Origin of the sequence: Pelomonas sp. SE-A7, assembly GCF_030345705.1 — a bacterium.
Classification (GTDB): Bacteria; Pseudomonadota; Gammaproteobacteria; order Burkholderiales; family Burkholderiaceae_C; genus JAUASW01.
In genome coordinates this window covers 1,611,157-1,625,762 of record NZ_JAUASW010000001.1, presented here as the reverse complement: position 1 = coordinate 1,625,762, position 14,606 = coordinate 1,611,157, and the positions used below count along the sequence as shown (strand labels likewise).

Here is a 14,606-nt window from a genome sequence, read left to right as displayed (position 1 = left end):
CAGGCCGCCGGCCTGTCGCCCTTGTCATTGCAAATCCGCGAATGTCCGACCTGAATCCTGAAATGCGCGGCCTGAATCGCCGCCACCTGCTGGCCGCCGCGGCCGCCTCTGTTCCGCTAATCGCCCAGGCGCAGTTCCGGGTCGAGATTGCCGGCGTGGGCACGGCGCAGCTGCCGATTTCCATTCCCAACTTCCGCGATGAAGGCCTGGCCGGCCAGGCCATTGCGGCCATCGTGCGCGCCGACCTGGAGCGCAGTGGCCAGTTCCGCGTGGTCGAGGCCAATGTGCCGCTGAGCGAGACCAGCCAGCCGGCCTTCGGCGAATGGCGCCAGCGCAATGTGGACGCGCTGGCCGGCGGCTCGGTGACGCGCCTGGCCGATGGCCGGGTCGATGTGCGCTTCAAGCTCTGGGACGTGGTCAAGGGCTCGGACCTGGGCGGCGAGAGCCAGGCCATCGTGGTCGAGGATGCCCGTCTTGCGGCGCACCGCATCGCTGACGCCATCTACGAAAAGCTGACCGGCGAGAAGGGCGTGTTCGCCACCCGCATGGCCTACGTCAGCAAGGTCGGCAACAAGTTCACGCTGTGGATCGCCGACGCCGACGGCGAGGGCGCACGGGACGCGCTCAACAGCAGCGAATCCATCATGTCCCCGGCCTGGTCGCCCGATGGCCGCGAGGTGATCTACGTGTCCTTCGAAGGCCGCAAGGCCTCGATCTGGGCGCAGAGCCTGCAGACCGGCGCCCGCCGCCAGGTTGCCAACTTCCGCGGCACCAACAGCGCGCCGACCTATTCGCCGGACGGCCAGCAGATCGCGATGACGCTGTCGCGCGAGGGCGGCTCGCAGCTGTTCATCATGAACCGCGACGGCAGCAATGTTCGCCGACTGACCACCAGCTCGGCCATCGACACCGAACCGGTGTTCTCGCCGGACGGCAAGAGCCTCTACTTCGTCAGCGACCGCGGTGGCGCGCCCCAGATCTACCGCATGTCGACCGGCGGCGGCGGGGTCGAGCGTGTCACCTTCACTGGCTCGTACAACATCAGCCCGGCGCTCAGCCCCGATGGTCGCACCATGGCATTCGTGACGCGGGTCAATGGCAATTTCAAGCTGGCCGTGATGGACATGGCCAGTGGCGCGGTGAACCAGATCACCGACACGCTGGATGATGAAAGCCCCAGCTTCTCGCCCAACGGCAGGCTGATCGTCTATGCGACCCGCGCCAACGGACGAGAAGTGCTGATGACCACCACGCTGGACGGCAAAATCAAGGCCAAGCTCGCCGCCGGTCAGCGAGACATGCGCGAACCCATCTGGGGGCCGTTCGGTCGTTGAAGGAACGCCGTCCCCACCGTCCCAACAAGTTCAACGACGAACGCTTTTCTATCAAGGAGCGAAACCAATGAAGAAGCAAAGCCAAATCCTGTTCTCCCTGCTCGCCGCCGCCGCCCTGGTGGGTTGCAGCTCGCCGGTCAAGCTGGACGAGCCCGCAAAGGTGGAAGACCGCACGCCGCCTCCGCCGGTGAGCAAGCCGGCCCAGCCCGAACCCAAGCCCATGGCCGACTCGGCCGTGAAGCGCGTCGACATCGACGCCGAGCAGACCGCTGCCGTGTCGGACAAGCGCGTCGTCTACTTCGACTTCGACAGCTATGTGGTCAAGGACGAGTACCGTGGCGTGGTCGAGGCCCATGCCAAGCGTCTGGGCATCAGCAAGGCCGTGCGCCTGAACCTGGAAGGCCATGCCGACGAACGCGGCGGCCGCGAGTACAACCTGGCCCTGGGCCAGAAGCGCGCCGAGGCCGTGGCCAAGTCGCTGAGCCTGCTGGGCGTGGCGGCTGAGCGCTACGAGCCGGTGTCGTTCGGCAAGGAACGTCCGGCCGTCCAGGGCAGCACCGAAGAGGCCTGGGCCAAGAACCGCCGCGTCGAACTGCAGGACAAGAAGTGATGAACGCGCGCGCCTCGATGCTGGCGGTCGCTCTGGCCGCGATGGCAAGCCTGTTCGGCAGCCTGTCGTCGGCCCAGGCGGGCGTCTTTGACGACGACGAGGCGCGCAAGGCGATTGTCGACCTGCGCACCCAGGTCAAGCAGAACGACGAGGCGAGCAAGGCCCGCGTCGATCAGCTGGCGGGCCAGATGAATGACCTGCTGCTGCCCCTGCGTCGCAGCATCCTGGACCTGAACGGCCAGATCGAGGCGCTGCGCGCCGATGTCGCCAAGCTGCGCGGCCAGAACGAGCAGCTGGCCCGCGACCTGACCGACGCCCAGCGCAAGCTGACCGACCAGGTGCTGGCGCTGGAATCGCGCCTGCGTCCGCTGGAGCCGCAGAAAGTCTCGCTGGACGGCAAGGACTTCCAGGTCGATCCGGAAGAGCGTCGCCAGTACGAGGCCGCCACCGGCCTGGTGCGCCGCGGCGACTTCGCCGAGGCCGATGCTGCGCTGCAGGCCTTCCTGCGCCGCTATTCGGCCAGCGGCTATGCCGACTCGGTGCGCTTCTCGCTGGGCATCGCCCAGTACGGCAACCGCAACTGCAAGGACGCGATCACCAGCTTCAAGGCCTTCATCGCCTCGGCCAAGGACCATCCGCGTGCGCCCGACGCCGCGCTGACCCTGGCCAACTGCCAGGCCGACCTGAAGGACGTCAAGGCGGCCAAGCGCAGCCTCGAAGAGCTGATCAAGACCTACCCGGGCACCGAGCAGGCCAAGGCCGCCAAGGAGCGGCTGACCTCGCTGAAGTAGATAGCCTCGCTGTCATCCCCGACCCCGCCGGCCTTGGGCCCGCGGGGTTTTCTTTTGCCCTCCCTACAATCGCGGCCCATGCAGGACCTCGATATCAATGCCATCCAGCAGCAGGTGCTCTGGGCCTCGTTCGCCCTGGCCGTGCTTTTCGGTGCCGTCGCGCAGCGCAGCCATTTCTGCACCATGGGCGCGGTGTCAGACATCGTCAACATCGGTGACTGGAGCCGCATGCGCATGTGGGCCTTGGCGGCGGGCGTGGTCATGCTGGGCTTCAATGCCATGGTGGCCCTGGGCTGGGTGGATGCGGCCAAGACCGCCTATGCAGCGCCGCGGTTGCTGTGGCTGTCGTCCATCGTCGGCGGACTGATGTTCGGCTTCGGCATGGTCCTGGCCTCAGGCTGCGGCAGCAAGACCCTGGTCCGCATCGGCGCCGGCAATCTGAAGTCGCTGTTCGTCTTCTTCGTGATGGGTGTGGCGGCCTTTGCCACGCTCAAGGGCATCACGGCGGTGTTGCGGGTCGAGACGGTCGAGAAGGTGTCCGTGACCTTGGCAACCGGCCAGGATCTGCCCAGCCTGCTCGCCGCGCCGCTGGGCCTGGCCAAGCCCAAGGCGGCAGCCTGGATTGGCGGCCTGCTCGGCGGTGGACTGCTGCTCTGGGCGCTTTGGAAGCCCGAGGGCCGCAGCCTCGACAACCTGCTGGGCGGCCTGGGCTGCGGCGCGGCCGTGGCCGGCATCTGGTGGGTCAGCGGTCGCCTGGGCTATGTGGCCGAGGATCCGAACACGCTGCAGGAAGTCTTCGTGGGCAGCAGCAACCGCGACCGCATGGAGGGCATGAGCTTCGTCGCCCCCATGGCCTACAGCATCGACTGGCTGGTGTTCTTCAGCGACAAGAGCAAGGTCCTGGGCCTGGCCATCGTCAACACACTGGGCGTGGTCGTCGGTGCCGGCGCCTGGGCCCTGGTCACGCGCAGCTTCCGTTGGGAGGGCTTCCGCGGTGTCGAGGACACGGCCAACCATCTGGTCGGCGCGCTGCTGATGGGCATTGGCGGCGTGGTAGCCCTGGGTTGCACGGTGGGGCAGGGCCTGTCCGGCCTCTCGACCCTGAGCCTGGGCAGCTTCATCGCGTTGGCCTCCATCATCGGCGGTGCGGTGCTGGCCCTGCGCTACCAGACCTGGCGCGTCGAGCGTTCGATCTGAATGAGCGTGACTGACTACGACGCCGAGCGCCGTTTCGGCGGCCTGCGCCGGCTCTATGGCGACGAGCGCTACCAATGGTTGCGTGAGGCGCATTTCGCCGTGGTCGGGCTGGGCGGCGTCGGCTCCTGGGCGGTGGAGGCGCTGGCCCGTTCGGGCGTGGCGGCGCTGACCCTGATCGACCTGGACCAGGTGGCCGAATCCAATATCAACCGCCAGGTCCAGGCGCTGGGCGAGACCGTGGGCATGTCCAAGGTCGAGGCCCTGCGGCGACGCATCCTGGACATCAATCCGGCCTGCCGGATCAGCCTGGTTGAGGAGTTCGTCGAGGAAGCGAACTGGCCTGGCCTGCTGGCTGGCGAAACACCCGATGGCCTGATCGACGCCTGCGACCAGATCCGGGCCAAGGCCTGCCTTGCGGACTGGGCGCTGCGGGAAAAGGTCGATTTCGTCACCGTCGGCGCGGCCGGCGGCAAGCGGGCGCCGCACCTGATCGAGATCGAGGACCTGGCGCTGACAACACATGACCCCCTGCTGGCCTCGCTGCGCCAGCGTATGCGCAAGCACTACGGCGCGGCGCGCCAGGGCAGGATCGGGGTGCGCTGCGTGTTCTCGCGCGAGGCGGTCCACCGGCCCGTGTCCGACGACGGCTCGGCCTGCCCCGTCGATGGCAGCCTCAATTGCGCCGGCTACGGATCCTCGGTCACCGTGACCGCCAGTTTCGGCATGGCCGCCGCTGCCGAACTGATCGAGTGCTACCTCCAGGACCAGGCCAAGAAAATTCTTGCGGGTCGGGTCTGAACTGCCCTATAATGTGAGGCTCTGCTGATGGGGGTTGTTAGCTCAGTCGGTAGAGCAGCGGACTTTTAATCCGTTGGTCGCAGGTTCGAATCCTGCACAACCCACCAGTCATGTGGTTTCGTGGGTCCTTAGCTCAGTTGGTAGAGCAGCGGACTCTTAATCCGTTGGTCGAAGGTTCGAATCCTTCAGGGCCCACCACGAAACTCTCAGGCACACAGCCTGGGTCCTTAGCTCAGTTGGTAGAGCAGCGGACTCTTAATCCGTTGGTCGAAGGTTCGAATCCTTCAGGGCCCACCAGAATTCCAGGGGACTCGTCGCAAGACGAGTCCCCTTGTCGTTTCAGCGCTGGCGCTAGCATCGCACCCATGAAGCTGTACCTGCTGTTCCTGCTGATGGCCTCGGCCACCGTGCTGAGCCCCGGCCCCGGGGTCTTGATGACGCTGAGCAATGCGCTGCGCAGCGGTTGGCGCGCAAGCCTGCCGGGCATCCTCGGCATTGCCAGCGGGGCCACCATCGTGGCCGCGATCTCGGCCACCAGCCTGGGCCTGCTGCTGGCCAGCTCGGCTCTGGCCTTCACGCTGATCAAGATCCTCGGCGCCCTCTACCTGGTCTGGCTGGGCCTCAAGCTGTGGCGCTCACCCGGCCTGGCGCTCGACGAAGCGGCCGACCTGCGTCCGCCGCGCTCGGCCGGCGCGCTGTTCCTCGAATCGCTGACGCTGCAGTTCACCAATCCCAAGGCGATCTTCTTCTTCCTGTCGGTGCTGCCGCAGTTCATAGACCATGATCGTCCGCACACGCCGCAGTTTGCGCTGCTGGTGCTGAGCTACGCGGTGCTGGTCATCCTGATCCACAGCGGCTATGCGCTGTGCGCCCAACGGGCGCGGCATTGGCTCAAGTCGCCGCGCGGTGGACGCACTCTGAACCGCATCGGTGGCGGGACCTTCATGGCCTTCGGCGGCCTGCTGGCTTTGTCCAGGAACTAAACTCCGCGCCCTATGACCGCACCGACCGAAGCCTCCCTGCTCCAAGCCCTGCAAGCCGTTGTCGATCCCAACACCGGGCAGGACTTCGTCTCCACCAGGCAGCTGAAGAAGCTGCGCATCGAGGGTGACCAGGTGGCCTTCGAGGTCGAGCTGGGCTACCCGGCGGCCAGCCAGATCCCGGCGCTGCGCAAGGCCCTGGTCGACGCGGCCCGCACCGTGCCAGGTGTTGCCAACGTCAGCGTGGAGCTGCACAGCAAGATCATTGCCCACGCGGTGCAGCGCGGCGTGCAGTTGCTGGCCGGCGTCAAAAACATCGTGGCCGTGGCCTCGGGCAAGGGCGGTGTCGGCAAGAGCACGACGGCCGCCAATCTGGCGCTGGCCCTGGCGGCGGAAGGCGCCCGTGTCGGCATCCTGGACGCCGACATCTACGGCCCCAGCCAGCCCCTGATGATGGGCATCAGCGGCCGGCCTGAGAGCCAGGACGGCCAGATGATGGAGCCCCTGGTCAGCCACGGCATCCAGCTGATGTCCATAGGCTTCCTGGTGGCCGAGGACCAGGCCATGATCTGGCGCGGTCCCATGGCCACGCAGGCGCTGGACCAGCTGCTGCGCCAGACCCGCTGGCAGGACCTGGACTACCTGATCATCGACATGCCGCCCGGCACTGGCGACATCCAATTGACGCTATCGCAGCGCGTGCCGGTGACCGGCGCCGTGATCGTGACCACGCCGCAGGACATCGCCCTGATCGACGCCAAGAAGGGCCTCAAGATGTTCGAGAAGGTGGGCGTGCCCATCCTGGGCATCGTCGAGAACATGGCGGTCCATGTCTGCACGAACTGCGGCCATGCCGAGCACATCTTCGGCGCCGACGGCGGCAGGAAGATGGCCGAGGCCTATGGCGTGGACTACCTCGGCGCCTTGCCGCTGGCCATGTCCATCCGCGAGCAGGCCGATGCCGGCAAGCCCAGCGTGGCGGCCGAGCCCGAGGGCGAGGTGGCCGGCCTGTACAAGGCCCTGGCGCGCCAGGTGGCGATCAAGATCGCCAAGCAGGCCAAGGACTATTCGTCCAAGTTCCCCAGCATCTCCATCTCCAAGACAACCTAAGGGTTGTTACCAGGGCTTCCTGCGCCCGGCATCGCCGGGCAGGGCGCGCTTGCGCTATGGACAAGCGTCCTGCTTTGTGACGGAATCGACGGCAGTGTCGCGTGACGGCCGGCTGATCACAAAGCAGGAGACGAACCCCATGGACATGAACCGGAGGCAGTTCTTCCGGGTGAGTGGCGCCGGGCTGGCCGCATCCAGCCTCGCCGCGCTGGGCTTCTCGCCCACGGCCGCCCTGGCCGAAACGCGCAATTTCAAACTCGCCCGTACCACCGAAACCCGCAGCACCTGTCCGTATTGCTCGGTCAGCTGCGGCCTGATCATGTACACGCTGGGCGACAAGGCGAAGAACGTCAAGTCGACCATCATCCACGTCGAGGGCGACCCGGACCACCCGGTCAACCGCGGCACGCTGTGCCCCAAGGGCGCGGGCGTGCTGGACATGATCCAGAGCCCCAACCGCGTCAAGTATCCGCAGGTACGCGAAGCCGGCTCGGCCGACTGGAAGCGCATCTCCTGGGATGAGGCGCTGACCCGCGTGGCCAAGCACCTGAAGGCTGATCGCGACGCCAACCTGGTCAAGGCCAACGACAAGGGCGTCACGGTCAACCGCTGGAACACCACGGGCTTCCTGATCAGTTCCGCTTCCTCCAACGAATCCGGTTATCTGAGCGTCAAGATCGCTCGCGGCCTGGGGATCGTCTCCCTGGACACGCAAGCACGCATCTGACACGCACCGACGGTGTCCAGTCTGGGCCCGACTTTCGGTCGCGGAGCGATGACCAACTCGTGGACGGATATCAAGAACGCTGATCTGGTCCTGATCATGGGCGGCAATGCCGCCGAGGCCCACCCCTGCGGCTTCAAGTGGGTGGTGGAGGCGATGCAGCAGCGCAAGGCCAAGCTGGTCGTGGTCGACCCGCGCTTCACGCGCTCGGCGGCCGTGGCCGACTACTACGCGCCGCTGCGCGTGGGCACCGACATCGCCTTCCTGGGCGGCGTCATCAACTACATGCTGAGCAACGGCAAGGTCCACCTGGACTACGTCAAGCTCAACACCGACGCCAGCTTCCTCACCAAGCCCGACTACAAGTTCGAGGACGGCTTCTTCAGCGGCTACAACGCCGACAAGCGCAGCTATGACAAGGCCAGCTGGGGCTATCAGCTGGGCGAGGACGGCTACGTCAAGGTGGACGACACGCTGCAGGACCCGCAGTGCGTCTTCCAGCAGATGAAGAAGCACTACGCCCGCTACACGCCCGAGCAGGTCAGCAAGATCACCGGCACGCCCAAGGACCAGTTCCTCAAGGTGGCCGAGCTGATTGCGGGCACAGCCACGCCGGACAAGGTGATGACGATCTGCTATGCCCTGGGCTGGACCCAGCACTCGGTCGGCTCGCAGAACATCCGCACCATGGCCATGATCCAGCTGCTGCTGGGCAATATGGGCCGGCCGGGCGGCGGCATCAATGCACTGCGCGGCCATGCCAACGTGCAGGGCATCACCGACATGTGCGCCTACTCCGAGGTGCTGTCGGGCTACTTGAGCGCACCCACTGACGCGGACGTGGACCGCGAGACCTATCTGAAGAGCCGGACCGGCAAGCCGCTGCGCCCCAACCAGATGGCGTTCACGCAGAACTTCCCGAAGTGGCACACCAGCCTGATGAAGGCCTACTACGGCGCGGCCGCGACCAAGGACAACGACTTCGCCTACGACTGGCTGCCCAAGCGCGACACCGGCTACGACGTGCTGGCCCTGTTCGAGCGCATGCACCAAGGCAAGATGAACGGCTTCCTCTGCCAGGGCTTCAACCCGCTGGCCGCGGTGCCGAACAAGAAGAAGCTGTCGGCCGCCTTCGCCAAGCTGAAGTACCTGGTCATCATGGATCCGCTGGAAACCGAAACCAGCGAGTTCTGGAAGAACTACGGCCCGCTGAACGACGTCGATCCGGCCAAGATCGCGACCGAGGTGTTCCGCTTTCCGACCAGCTGCTTCGCCGAGGAGACCGGCTCCTTCACCAACTCCAGCCGCGTGATCAGCTGGAAGGAGAGGGCGGTCGAGCCGCCGGGCGAGGCCAAGACCGACTCGGAAATCATGGCCCGGCTCTTCGTCAAGCTGCGCGCCATGTACGCCAAGGACGGTGGCGCCTTGCCCGAGCCGATCGCGGCCCTGGCCTGGCCCTACATCAATGCCAACGTACCCAACCCGGCCGAGGTGCTGCGCGAGATCAACGGCAAGGCCCTGGCCGACTTGATGCCACCACCGCCCGCGCCGCAACTGGACGCGAAGGGCAAGCCCATCCCGGTGCCCGCAACGGCGCCGGGTGCGGCGCCGCCGCAGCCCATCCTCAAGGCCGGCGAGCAGCTCCCGGGCTTTGCGGTGCTGCGTGACGACGGCTCGACCAGCTGCGGCAACTGGATCTACGCCGGCTGCTGGAGCCAGGCGGGCAACCTGACCGCGCGACGCGACACCTCCGATCCCACGGGACTGGGTGTGTTCCAGAACTGGGGCTTCTCCTGGCCGGCCAACCGCCGCATCCTCTACAACCGCGCCAGCGCGGACAAGGACGGCAAGCCCTGGGATCCCAGCCGCAAGTACCTGGCCTGGAACGGCACGAGCTGGGCCGGCGGGGCCGACATCCCCGACATGCGGCCCGATGCGGCGCCGGAGCAGGGCGTGGGCGCCTTCATCATGAACCCCGAGGGCGTGGCACGGCTGCATGCCGTGGGCATGAGCGAAGGTCCCTTCCCCGAGCACTACGAGCCCTTCGAGACGCCGGTGGGCGTCAACCTGATGTGCCCGACCAACCCCAAGGCCGTGTCCAATCCGGCTGCCCGGGTGTTCAAGGGCGACCTCGAGGCCTTCGGCAAGAAGGAGGAGTTCCCTTACGCGGCCACCACCTACCGCCTGACCGAGCACCAGCATTTCTGGACCAAGCACGCCCGCAGCAATGCCATCGTCCAGCCATCGCCCTTCGTCGAGATCGGCGAGGAGCTGGCCAAGGAGAAGGGCATCAGGCAGGGCGACAAGGTCAAGGTGCGCAGCAACCGCGGCGAGGTGATCGCGGCCTGTGTGGTGACCAAGCGCATGCGCGCGCTCGAGGTCAACGGCAAGAAGGTCCATCACGTCGGCATCCCCATCCACTGGGGTTTCAAGGGCGTGACGAACAACGGCTACCTGGCGAATGCGCTGACCCCCTACGTGGGCGACGCGAACTCGCAGACGCCGGAGTTCAAGGCCTTCCTCGTCAACATCGAAAAGGTGTAGGTCATGAGCAGTCTTCAAAGCCAAGACGTCGTGGCCCGCTCCGCCACGACGACGCCCAGCCCCTCGGTGCGCTCCACGCCCCAGGTGGCCAAGCTGATCGACGAGAGCAAATGCATAGGCTGCAAGGCCTGCCAGGTCGCTTGCATGAACTGGAACGACCTGCGCGACGAGGTCGGCGACAACATCGGCGTCTACGACAACCCCTCGGACCTCACGCCGAGTTCCTGGACGGTGATGCGCTTCTTCGAGGTCGAGCCCAAGGAGGGCAGCCTCGAATGGCTGATCCGCAAGGACGGCTGCATGCACTGCGAGGACCCGGGCTGCCTCAAGGCCTGCCCGTCGCCGGGCGCCATCGTCAAGTACGCCAACGGCATCGTCGACTTCATCTCCGAGAACTGCATAGGCTGCGGCTACTGCGTCTCGGGCTGCCCCTTCGACGTGCCGCGCATCAGCAAGAAGGACAACAAGGCCTACAAGTGCACGCTGTGCTCCGACCGGGTCGGTGTGGGCCTGGAACCGGCCTGCGTCAAGACCTGTCCCACCGGGGCGATCAGCTTCGGCACCAAGGAAGACATGGTGGCCTACGGCGACAAGCGCGCCGGCGAGCTGAAGGAGCGCGGCTTCCAGAACGCCGGGCTCTACAACCCGGCCGGCGTCGGCGGCACGCATGTGATGTATGTGCTCAAGCATGCCGACCAGCCGGGCCTCGAAGGCCTGCCGGCCAACCCCAGCATCAGTCCCATGGTGTCGCTGTGGAAGGGCGTGGCCAAGCCGTTGGCCGTGGCCGCCATGGTCGGCGCGGCGGTGGCGGGCTTCTTCCACTACATGAAGGTGGGTCCGGTCGAGTCGGAAGCCGATGAGAAGGAGCCGTCATGAGCAAGTACCTCAAGCGCTACGAAGACGGCGACCGCATGAACCACTGGCTGGTGGCCCTGCTGTTCGTGCTGGCCGGGCTGTCGGGCCTGGCCTTCTTCCACCCGGGCCTGTTCTTCTTGTCCAACCTGTTCGGCGGCGGCGCCTGGACGCGCATCCTGCATCCCTTCATCGGGCTGGCCATGGTGCTGTGCTTCGTGCCCATGTTCCGCAAGCTGCGCGCACACAACCGCATGACCGAGGCCGACCGCGAATGGCGCGCCAAGATGGGCGAGATGCTGCGCGGCAACAAGGAAGGCATGCCGCCGGTGGGCCGCTACAACGCCGGCCAGAAGCTGGTGTTCTGGGCCATGGTCTGGAGCCTGCTGGTGCTGATCGTCACCGGCTTCATGTTCTGGCGTCCATGGTTCGCCCACCTGCTGCCGATCGACCTGGTGCGCGCGGCGGCCCTGCTGCATGCTGTGGCGGCCACGGTGCTGATCCTGTCCCTCATCGTCCACGTCTATGCGGCGATCTGGGTCAGGGGTACGCTGCGGGCGATGACCCGGGGCACGGTCACCGAGGCCTGGGCCAAGAAGAACCATCCGCTCTGGCATGCCGAGATGACCGGCAAGGGCGGCAAGTAGCTTCAGTTGCAAGTTCAGCAAGGAGTGCGATGACGCTGGGAACGCAGGCGACCATCAAGCTGATGTCGCCCGAGGAGATCGCCGCGGGCGCCGGTGGCGCGCCTGTCCAGGAGTTGCGCCTGCCCGAGGTGGCCACGCTGTTCGCCGAGCGTTCGCTGCGCCTGCGCCAGCTTGCAGCGGGCCATGCGATGCGGGACTACCTGATCTTCATCGCCGACCTGTCGCAGGCCCAGCATGCCGTGCTGCAAAGGCTGGGCGAGCTGCCTCTGCCCACGCCCTCCGAAATCGCCGCCGCCCGCGCCGTCGGCCGGCCGCCGCTGCCGGCTGCCGATTGGCCGCGGGACCCGGCCTGGCAGGCCGCGCTGCGGGACATCGTTGACGAGCTCGCGCCGCGCGCGCCCGCCGCCACACAAGCCACACTGCAGGCCCTGCGCGAGGCCGATGCGGATTGGCTGGAGACCCAGGCCGACTGCCTGCTGAACGGCGTGATGCTGGGCCTTGACCTGGCGGCCGCGCCGCTGGTGGCCGCGGCCCTGCAGGTCTACTGGACTCGGCTGGTGACAGCCACCGCCTCGCGCTTTGACCAACCCGGCCAGCTGGCCTTTGCGCGCATCGAGGACGAGACGCTCTGCCCCTGCTGCGGCAGCCGGCCCACGGCCAGCATCACCCGCCAGATCGGTGACGTGGCCGGCCAGCGCTACCTGCACTGCTCGCTGTGCGCGGCCGAGTGGCACATGGTCCGCATCCAGTGCCCGCATTGCCTTTCGGGCCTGAAGCTGGCCTATGAATCGCTGGAGGCCATTGAAGGCACGGTCGGCCCGGCCTCGCCTTCGGCCGTGCAGGCCGAGACCTGTGGCGACTGCGGCCATTACCTGAAGATCGTCCACACCGAGCGCGACCCCTTCGTCGAGCCGGCGGCCGACGACCTGGCCAGCCTGACGCTGGACCTGCTGCTGTCCGAGACCGGGCTGCGCCGCCATGGCCTCAATCTGATGCTGCTGTTCGGCGAGCCCGAACCACCTCCTGACAGCCCACCCTCAGGGAGATCCTGATGTCCCAGTCCCGAGAGTCCGTGGTTCACGGCTCGAAGGCGGCCCCCAAGGATCTGCCCTCGACCGACAAGCTTCTGCGCCTCAGCGAGCCGCTGCTCGCCGAGCATGGCCACAGCCTGGTGGCCGCCGAGGCACGTGCCCTGCTTGACCGGCTGCGGGTGCGCGCCGTTGCCGGCGAGCTGTCGCAGGAGGCCGTCAAACCCGAGCGCCTGCAGGCGCTGCTGGCCGAGCGGGTCGCTGCGCGCCTGAAGCCGCGCATGCAGGCCGTGCTCAACCTGACGGGCACGGTCATCCACACCAACCTAGGCCGCTCGCTGCTGGCCGATGCGGCCTTGCAAGACCTGCCGCGCCTGATGGCCGGGCCGAACAACCTCGAATTCGACCTGGCCTCGGGTGGCCGTGGCGACCGCGACTCGCTGGTCGAAGGCCTGTTGTGCGAACTGACCGGTGCCGAGGCCGCCACCGTGGTCAACAACAATGCCGCCGCCGTGCTGCTGGCGATTGCGGCCTTGGCGCGGGGCCGGGAGGTCATCCTCTCGCGCGGCGAGCTGGTGGAGATAGGTGGCGCCTTCCGCATGCCCGACGTGATGGCCAGCGCGGGCGCGCGCCTGGTCGAGGTCGGCACGACCAACCGCACCCATGCGCGCGACTACGCCGGTGCCATCAGCCCCGAAACGGCGATGCTGATGAAGGTCCACACCAGCAACTACCAGGTCCAGGGCTTCACGGCCGCGGTGGAGGAGGCCGAGCTGGCCAAGATCGCGCACGCCCATGACCTGCCGCTGGTGACCGACCTGGGCAGCGGCGCCCTGGTCGATCTCTCGCAATGGGGCCTGCCGCGCGAGCCGCTGCCGCAGGACATGCTGGCCGCCGGCTGCGATGTGGTCACGTTCAGCGGCGACAAGTTGCTGGGCGGGCCGCAGGCCGGCCTGATCGTCGGCAAGCGCGAGTTCATAGAGCGCATCCGCAAGTTCCCCATGAAGCGGGCGCTGCGCATGAGCAAGCTGCCGCTGGCCGCGCTGGAGGCCACGCTGCGGCTCTATCTGCGGCCCGAAAGGCTTACCGAAGACCTGCCCACGCTGCGCCTGCTGACCCGGCCGCTGGAAGCCATACGCAACCAGGCCGAGCAGCTGCAGCCGCTGCTGGCCGCGGCCCTGGCGCCGCGCTACACGGTGCTGGTCCGCGAGATGCTGGGCCAGATCGGCTCGGGCTCGCTGCCGGTGGCACGCCTGCCTTCGGCCGGCCTGGTGATCGCGCCGGTGGCGAGCAAGGGCATAGGCACGGCGCTGGAGCGCTTGGCCGAAGCGCTGCGTGCCTTGCCGCTGCCGGTCATCGCCCGCATTGCCGAAGACCAGCTGTGGCTGGACCTGCGCTGCCTGGACCGTGCCGATCATCAGGCGGCCTTCATCGGCCAGTTGTCTGCGCTGCAGGAGGCTCTGGCATGAGGCGCCGCGATTTGCTTTTGGCGAGCCCGGGATTGCTCGGTGCGGCAGGGGCTCAAGCCCAGGCCGTCGAGCGCCCTTGGCCCAAGGGCCAGGCCACGCCGCCGCTGCAGCTCAAGACCCATCCCGAGGGCCAGCCCTGGTCGCTGGCCGCGCAGCGCGGCAAGGCCGTGTTGCTGAACTTCTGGGCCAGCTGGTGCGAGCCCTGCCGGGCCGAGCTGCCCTCGCTGGAATTGCTGGACACGGCCCTGGGACCGCAGGGCCTGCTGGTGGTGGCGGTGAACTACCGCGAGACCGATGCAGCGCTGAAACGCTTCCTCGACCAGACCTCGGTGGGCCTGCCGGTGCTGCGCGACGTGGATGGCCTGGCTTCGCGGGCCTTCGGCGTGCGGGTGTTTCCGACCACGCTGCTGGTGGATCGCCAGGGCCGGGCCCGCGCCAGCATGGTGGGCGAATGCGACTGGAACGGTTCCGAAATGCGCCATTGGCTGGCGCGCTATCTCAAGGCTTGAGTGGAACAAGGAG

At 67.2% G+C, this 14,606-nt stretch carries 13 protein-coding genes and 3 tRNA genes; all 16 read left to right on the top strand.

The features are described from left to right. The first annotated feature begins 62 nt into the window (after positions 1–62). Positions 63–1,334, top strand: coding sequence for a Tol-Pal system beta propeller repeat protein TolB (gene tolB, locus QT382_RS07365; protein WP_289253381.1), 1,272 nt, complete (start codon positions 63–65; stop codon positions 1,332–1,334). 67 nt (positions 1,335–1,401) lie between these two features. After that, positions 1,402–1,944 carry a peptidoglycan-associated lipoprotein Pal gene (pal, locus tag QT382_RS07360; RefSeq protein WP_289253380.1) on the top strand — a complete coding sequence of 181 codons (543 nt, stop codon included), beginning with the start codon at positions 1,402–1,404 and terminating at the stop codon, positions 1,942–1,944. Beyond that, positions 1,944–2,735 carry a tol-pal system protein YbgF gene (gene ybgF / locus QT382_RS07355; protein ID WP_289253379.1) on the top strand — a complete coding sequence of 264 codons (792 nt, stop codon included), beginning with the start codon at positions 1,944–1,946 and terminating at the stop codon, positions 2,733–2,735. Before pal ends, ybgF begins: the two co-directional genes overlap by 1 nt. 78 nt (positions 2,736–2,813) lie before the next feature. Beyond that, positions 2,814–3,932, top strand: a complete 1,119-nt coding sequence (locus QT382_RS07350) for a YeeE/YedE family protein (protein ID WP_289253378.1) — start codon at positions 2,814–2,816, stop codon at positions 3,930–3,932. Beyond that, positions 3,933–4,730: a tRNA threonylcarbamoyladenosine dehydratase gene (locus tag QT382_RS07345; RefSeq protein ID WP_289253377.1), complete on the top strand. Its 798-nt coding sequence runs from the start codon at positions 3,933–3,935 to the stop codon at positions 4,728–4,730. Between the two features lie 31 nt (positions 4,731–4,761). Further along, positions 4,762–4,837: transfer RNA gene (locus tag QT382_RS07340), tRNA-Lys, on the top strand. A gap of 15 nt (positions 4,838–4,852) precedes the next feature. Further along, a tRNA-Lys gene (locus QT382_RS07335) sits at positions 4,853–4,928 on the top strand. A gap of 23 nt (positions 4,929–4,951) precedes the next feature. After that, positions 4,952–5,027, top strand: a tRNA-Lys gene (locus QT382_RS07330). Positions 5,028–5,095: 68 nt separating this feature from the next. Beyond that, entirely contained in the window at positions 5,096–5,713 is a 618-nt protein-coding gene (locus QT382_RS07325) for a LysE family translocator (protein ID WP_289253376.1), read from the top strand. 12 nt (positions 5,714–5,725) lie between these two features. Next, positions 5,726–6,820 (top strand): iron-sulfur cluster carrier protein ApbC, encoded by a 1,095-nt coding sequence (apbC, locus tag QT382_RS07320; protein ID WP_289253375.1) that lies wholly within the window; start codon positions 5,726–5,728, stop codon positions 6,818–6,820. A 139-nt stretch (positions 6,821–6,959) separates the two neighbouring features. Further along, the gene (fdnG, locus tag QT382_RS07315) at positions 6,960–10,088 is read left to right on the top strand and encodes a formate dehydrogenase-N subunit alpha (RefSeq protein WP_289253374.1); all 3,129 of its coding nucleotides are present in this window, start codon (positions 6,960–6,962) and stop codon (positions 10,086–10,088) included. A gap of 3 nt (positions 10,089–10,091) precedes the next feature. Beyond that, complete coding sequence (gene fdxH, locus QT382_RS07310) at positions 10,092–10,964, top strand: formate dehydrogenase subunit beta (RefSeq protein ID WP_289253373.1); 873 nt, start codon at positions 10,092–10,094, stop codon at positions 10,962–10,964. After that, positions 10,961–11,587, top strand: coding sequence for a formate dehydrogenase subunit gamma (locus QT382_RS07305; protein WP_289253372.1), 627 nt, complete (start codon positions 10,961–10,963; stop codon positions 11,585–11,587). The genes fdxH and QT382_RS07305 overlap by 4 nt, the downstream gene beginning before the upstream one ends. Before the next feature lie 29 nt (positions 11,588–11,616). Next, positions 11,617–12,639 carry a formate dehydrogenase accessory protein FdhE gene (gene fdhE, locus QT382_RS07300; protein ID WP_289253371.1) on the top strand — a complete coding sequence of 341 codons (1,023 nt, stop codon included), beginning with the start codon at positions 11,617–11,619 and terminating at the stop codon, positions 12,637–12,639. Further along, positions 12,639–14,084, top strand: a complete 1,446-nt coding sequence (gene selA, locus QT382_RS07295) for an L-seryl-tRNA(Sec) selenium transferase (RefSeq protein ID WP_289253370.1) — start codon at positions 12,639–12,641, stop codon at positions 14,082–14,084. The genes fdhE and selA overlap by 1 nt, the downstream gene beginning before the upstream one ends. Next, positions 14,081–14,593: a TlpA family protein disulfide reductase gene (locus tag QT382_RS07290; RefSeq protein ID WP_289253369.1), complete on the top strand. Its 513-nt coding sequence runs from the start codon at positions 14,081–14,083 to the stop codon at positions 14,591–14,593. The genes selA and QT382_RS07290 overlap by 4 nt, the downstream gene beginning before the upstream one ends. Positions 14,594–14,606 lie beyond the last annotated feature (13 nt).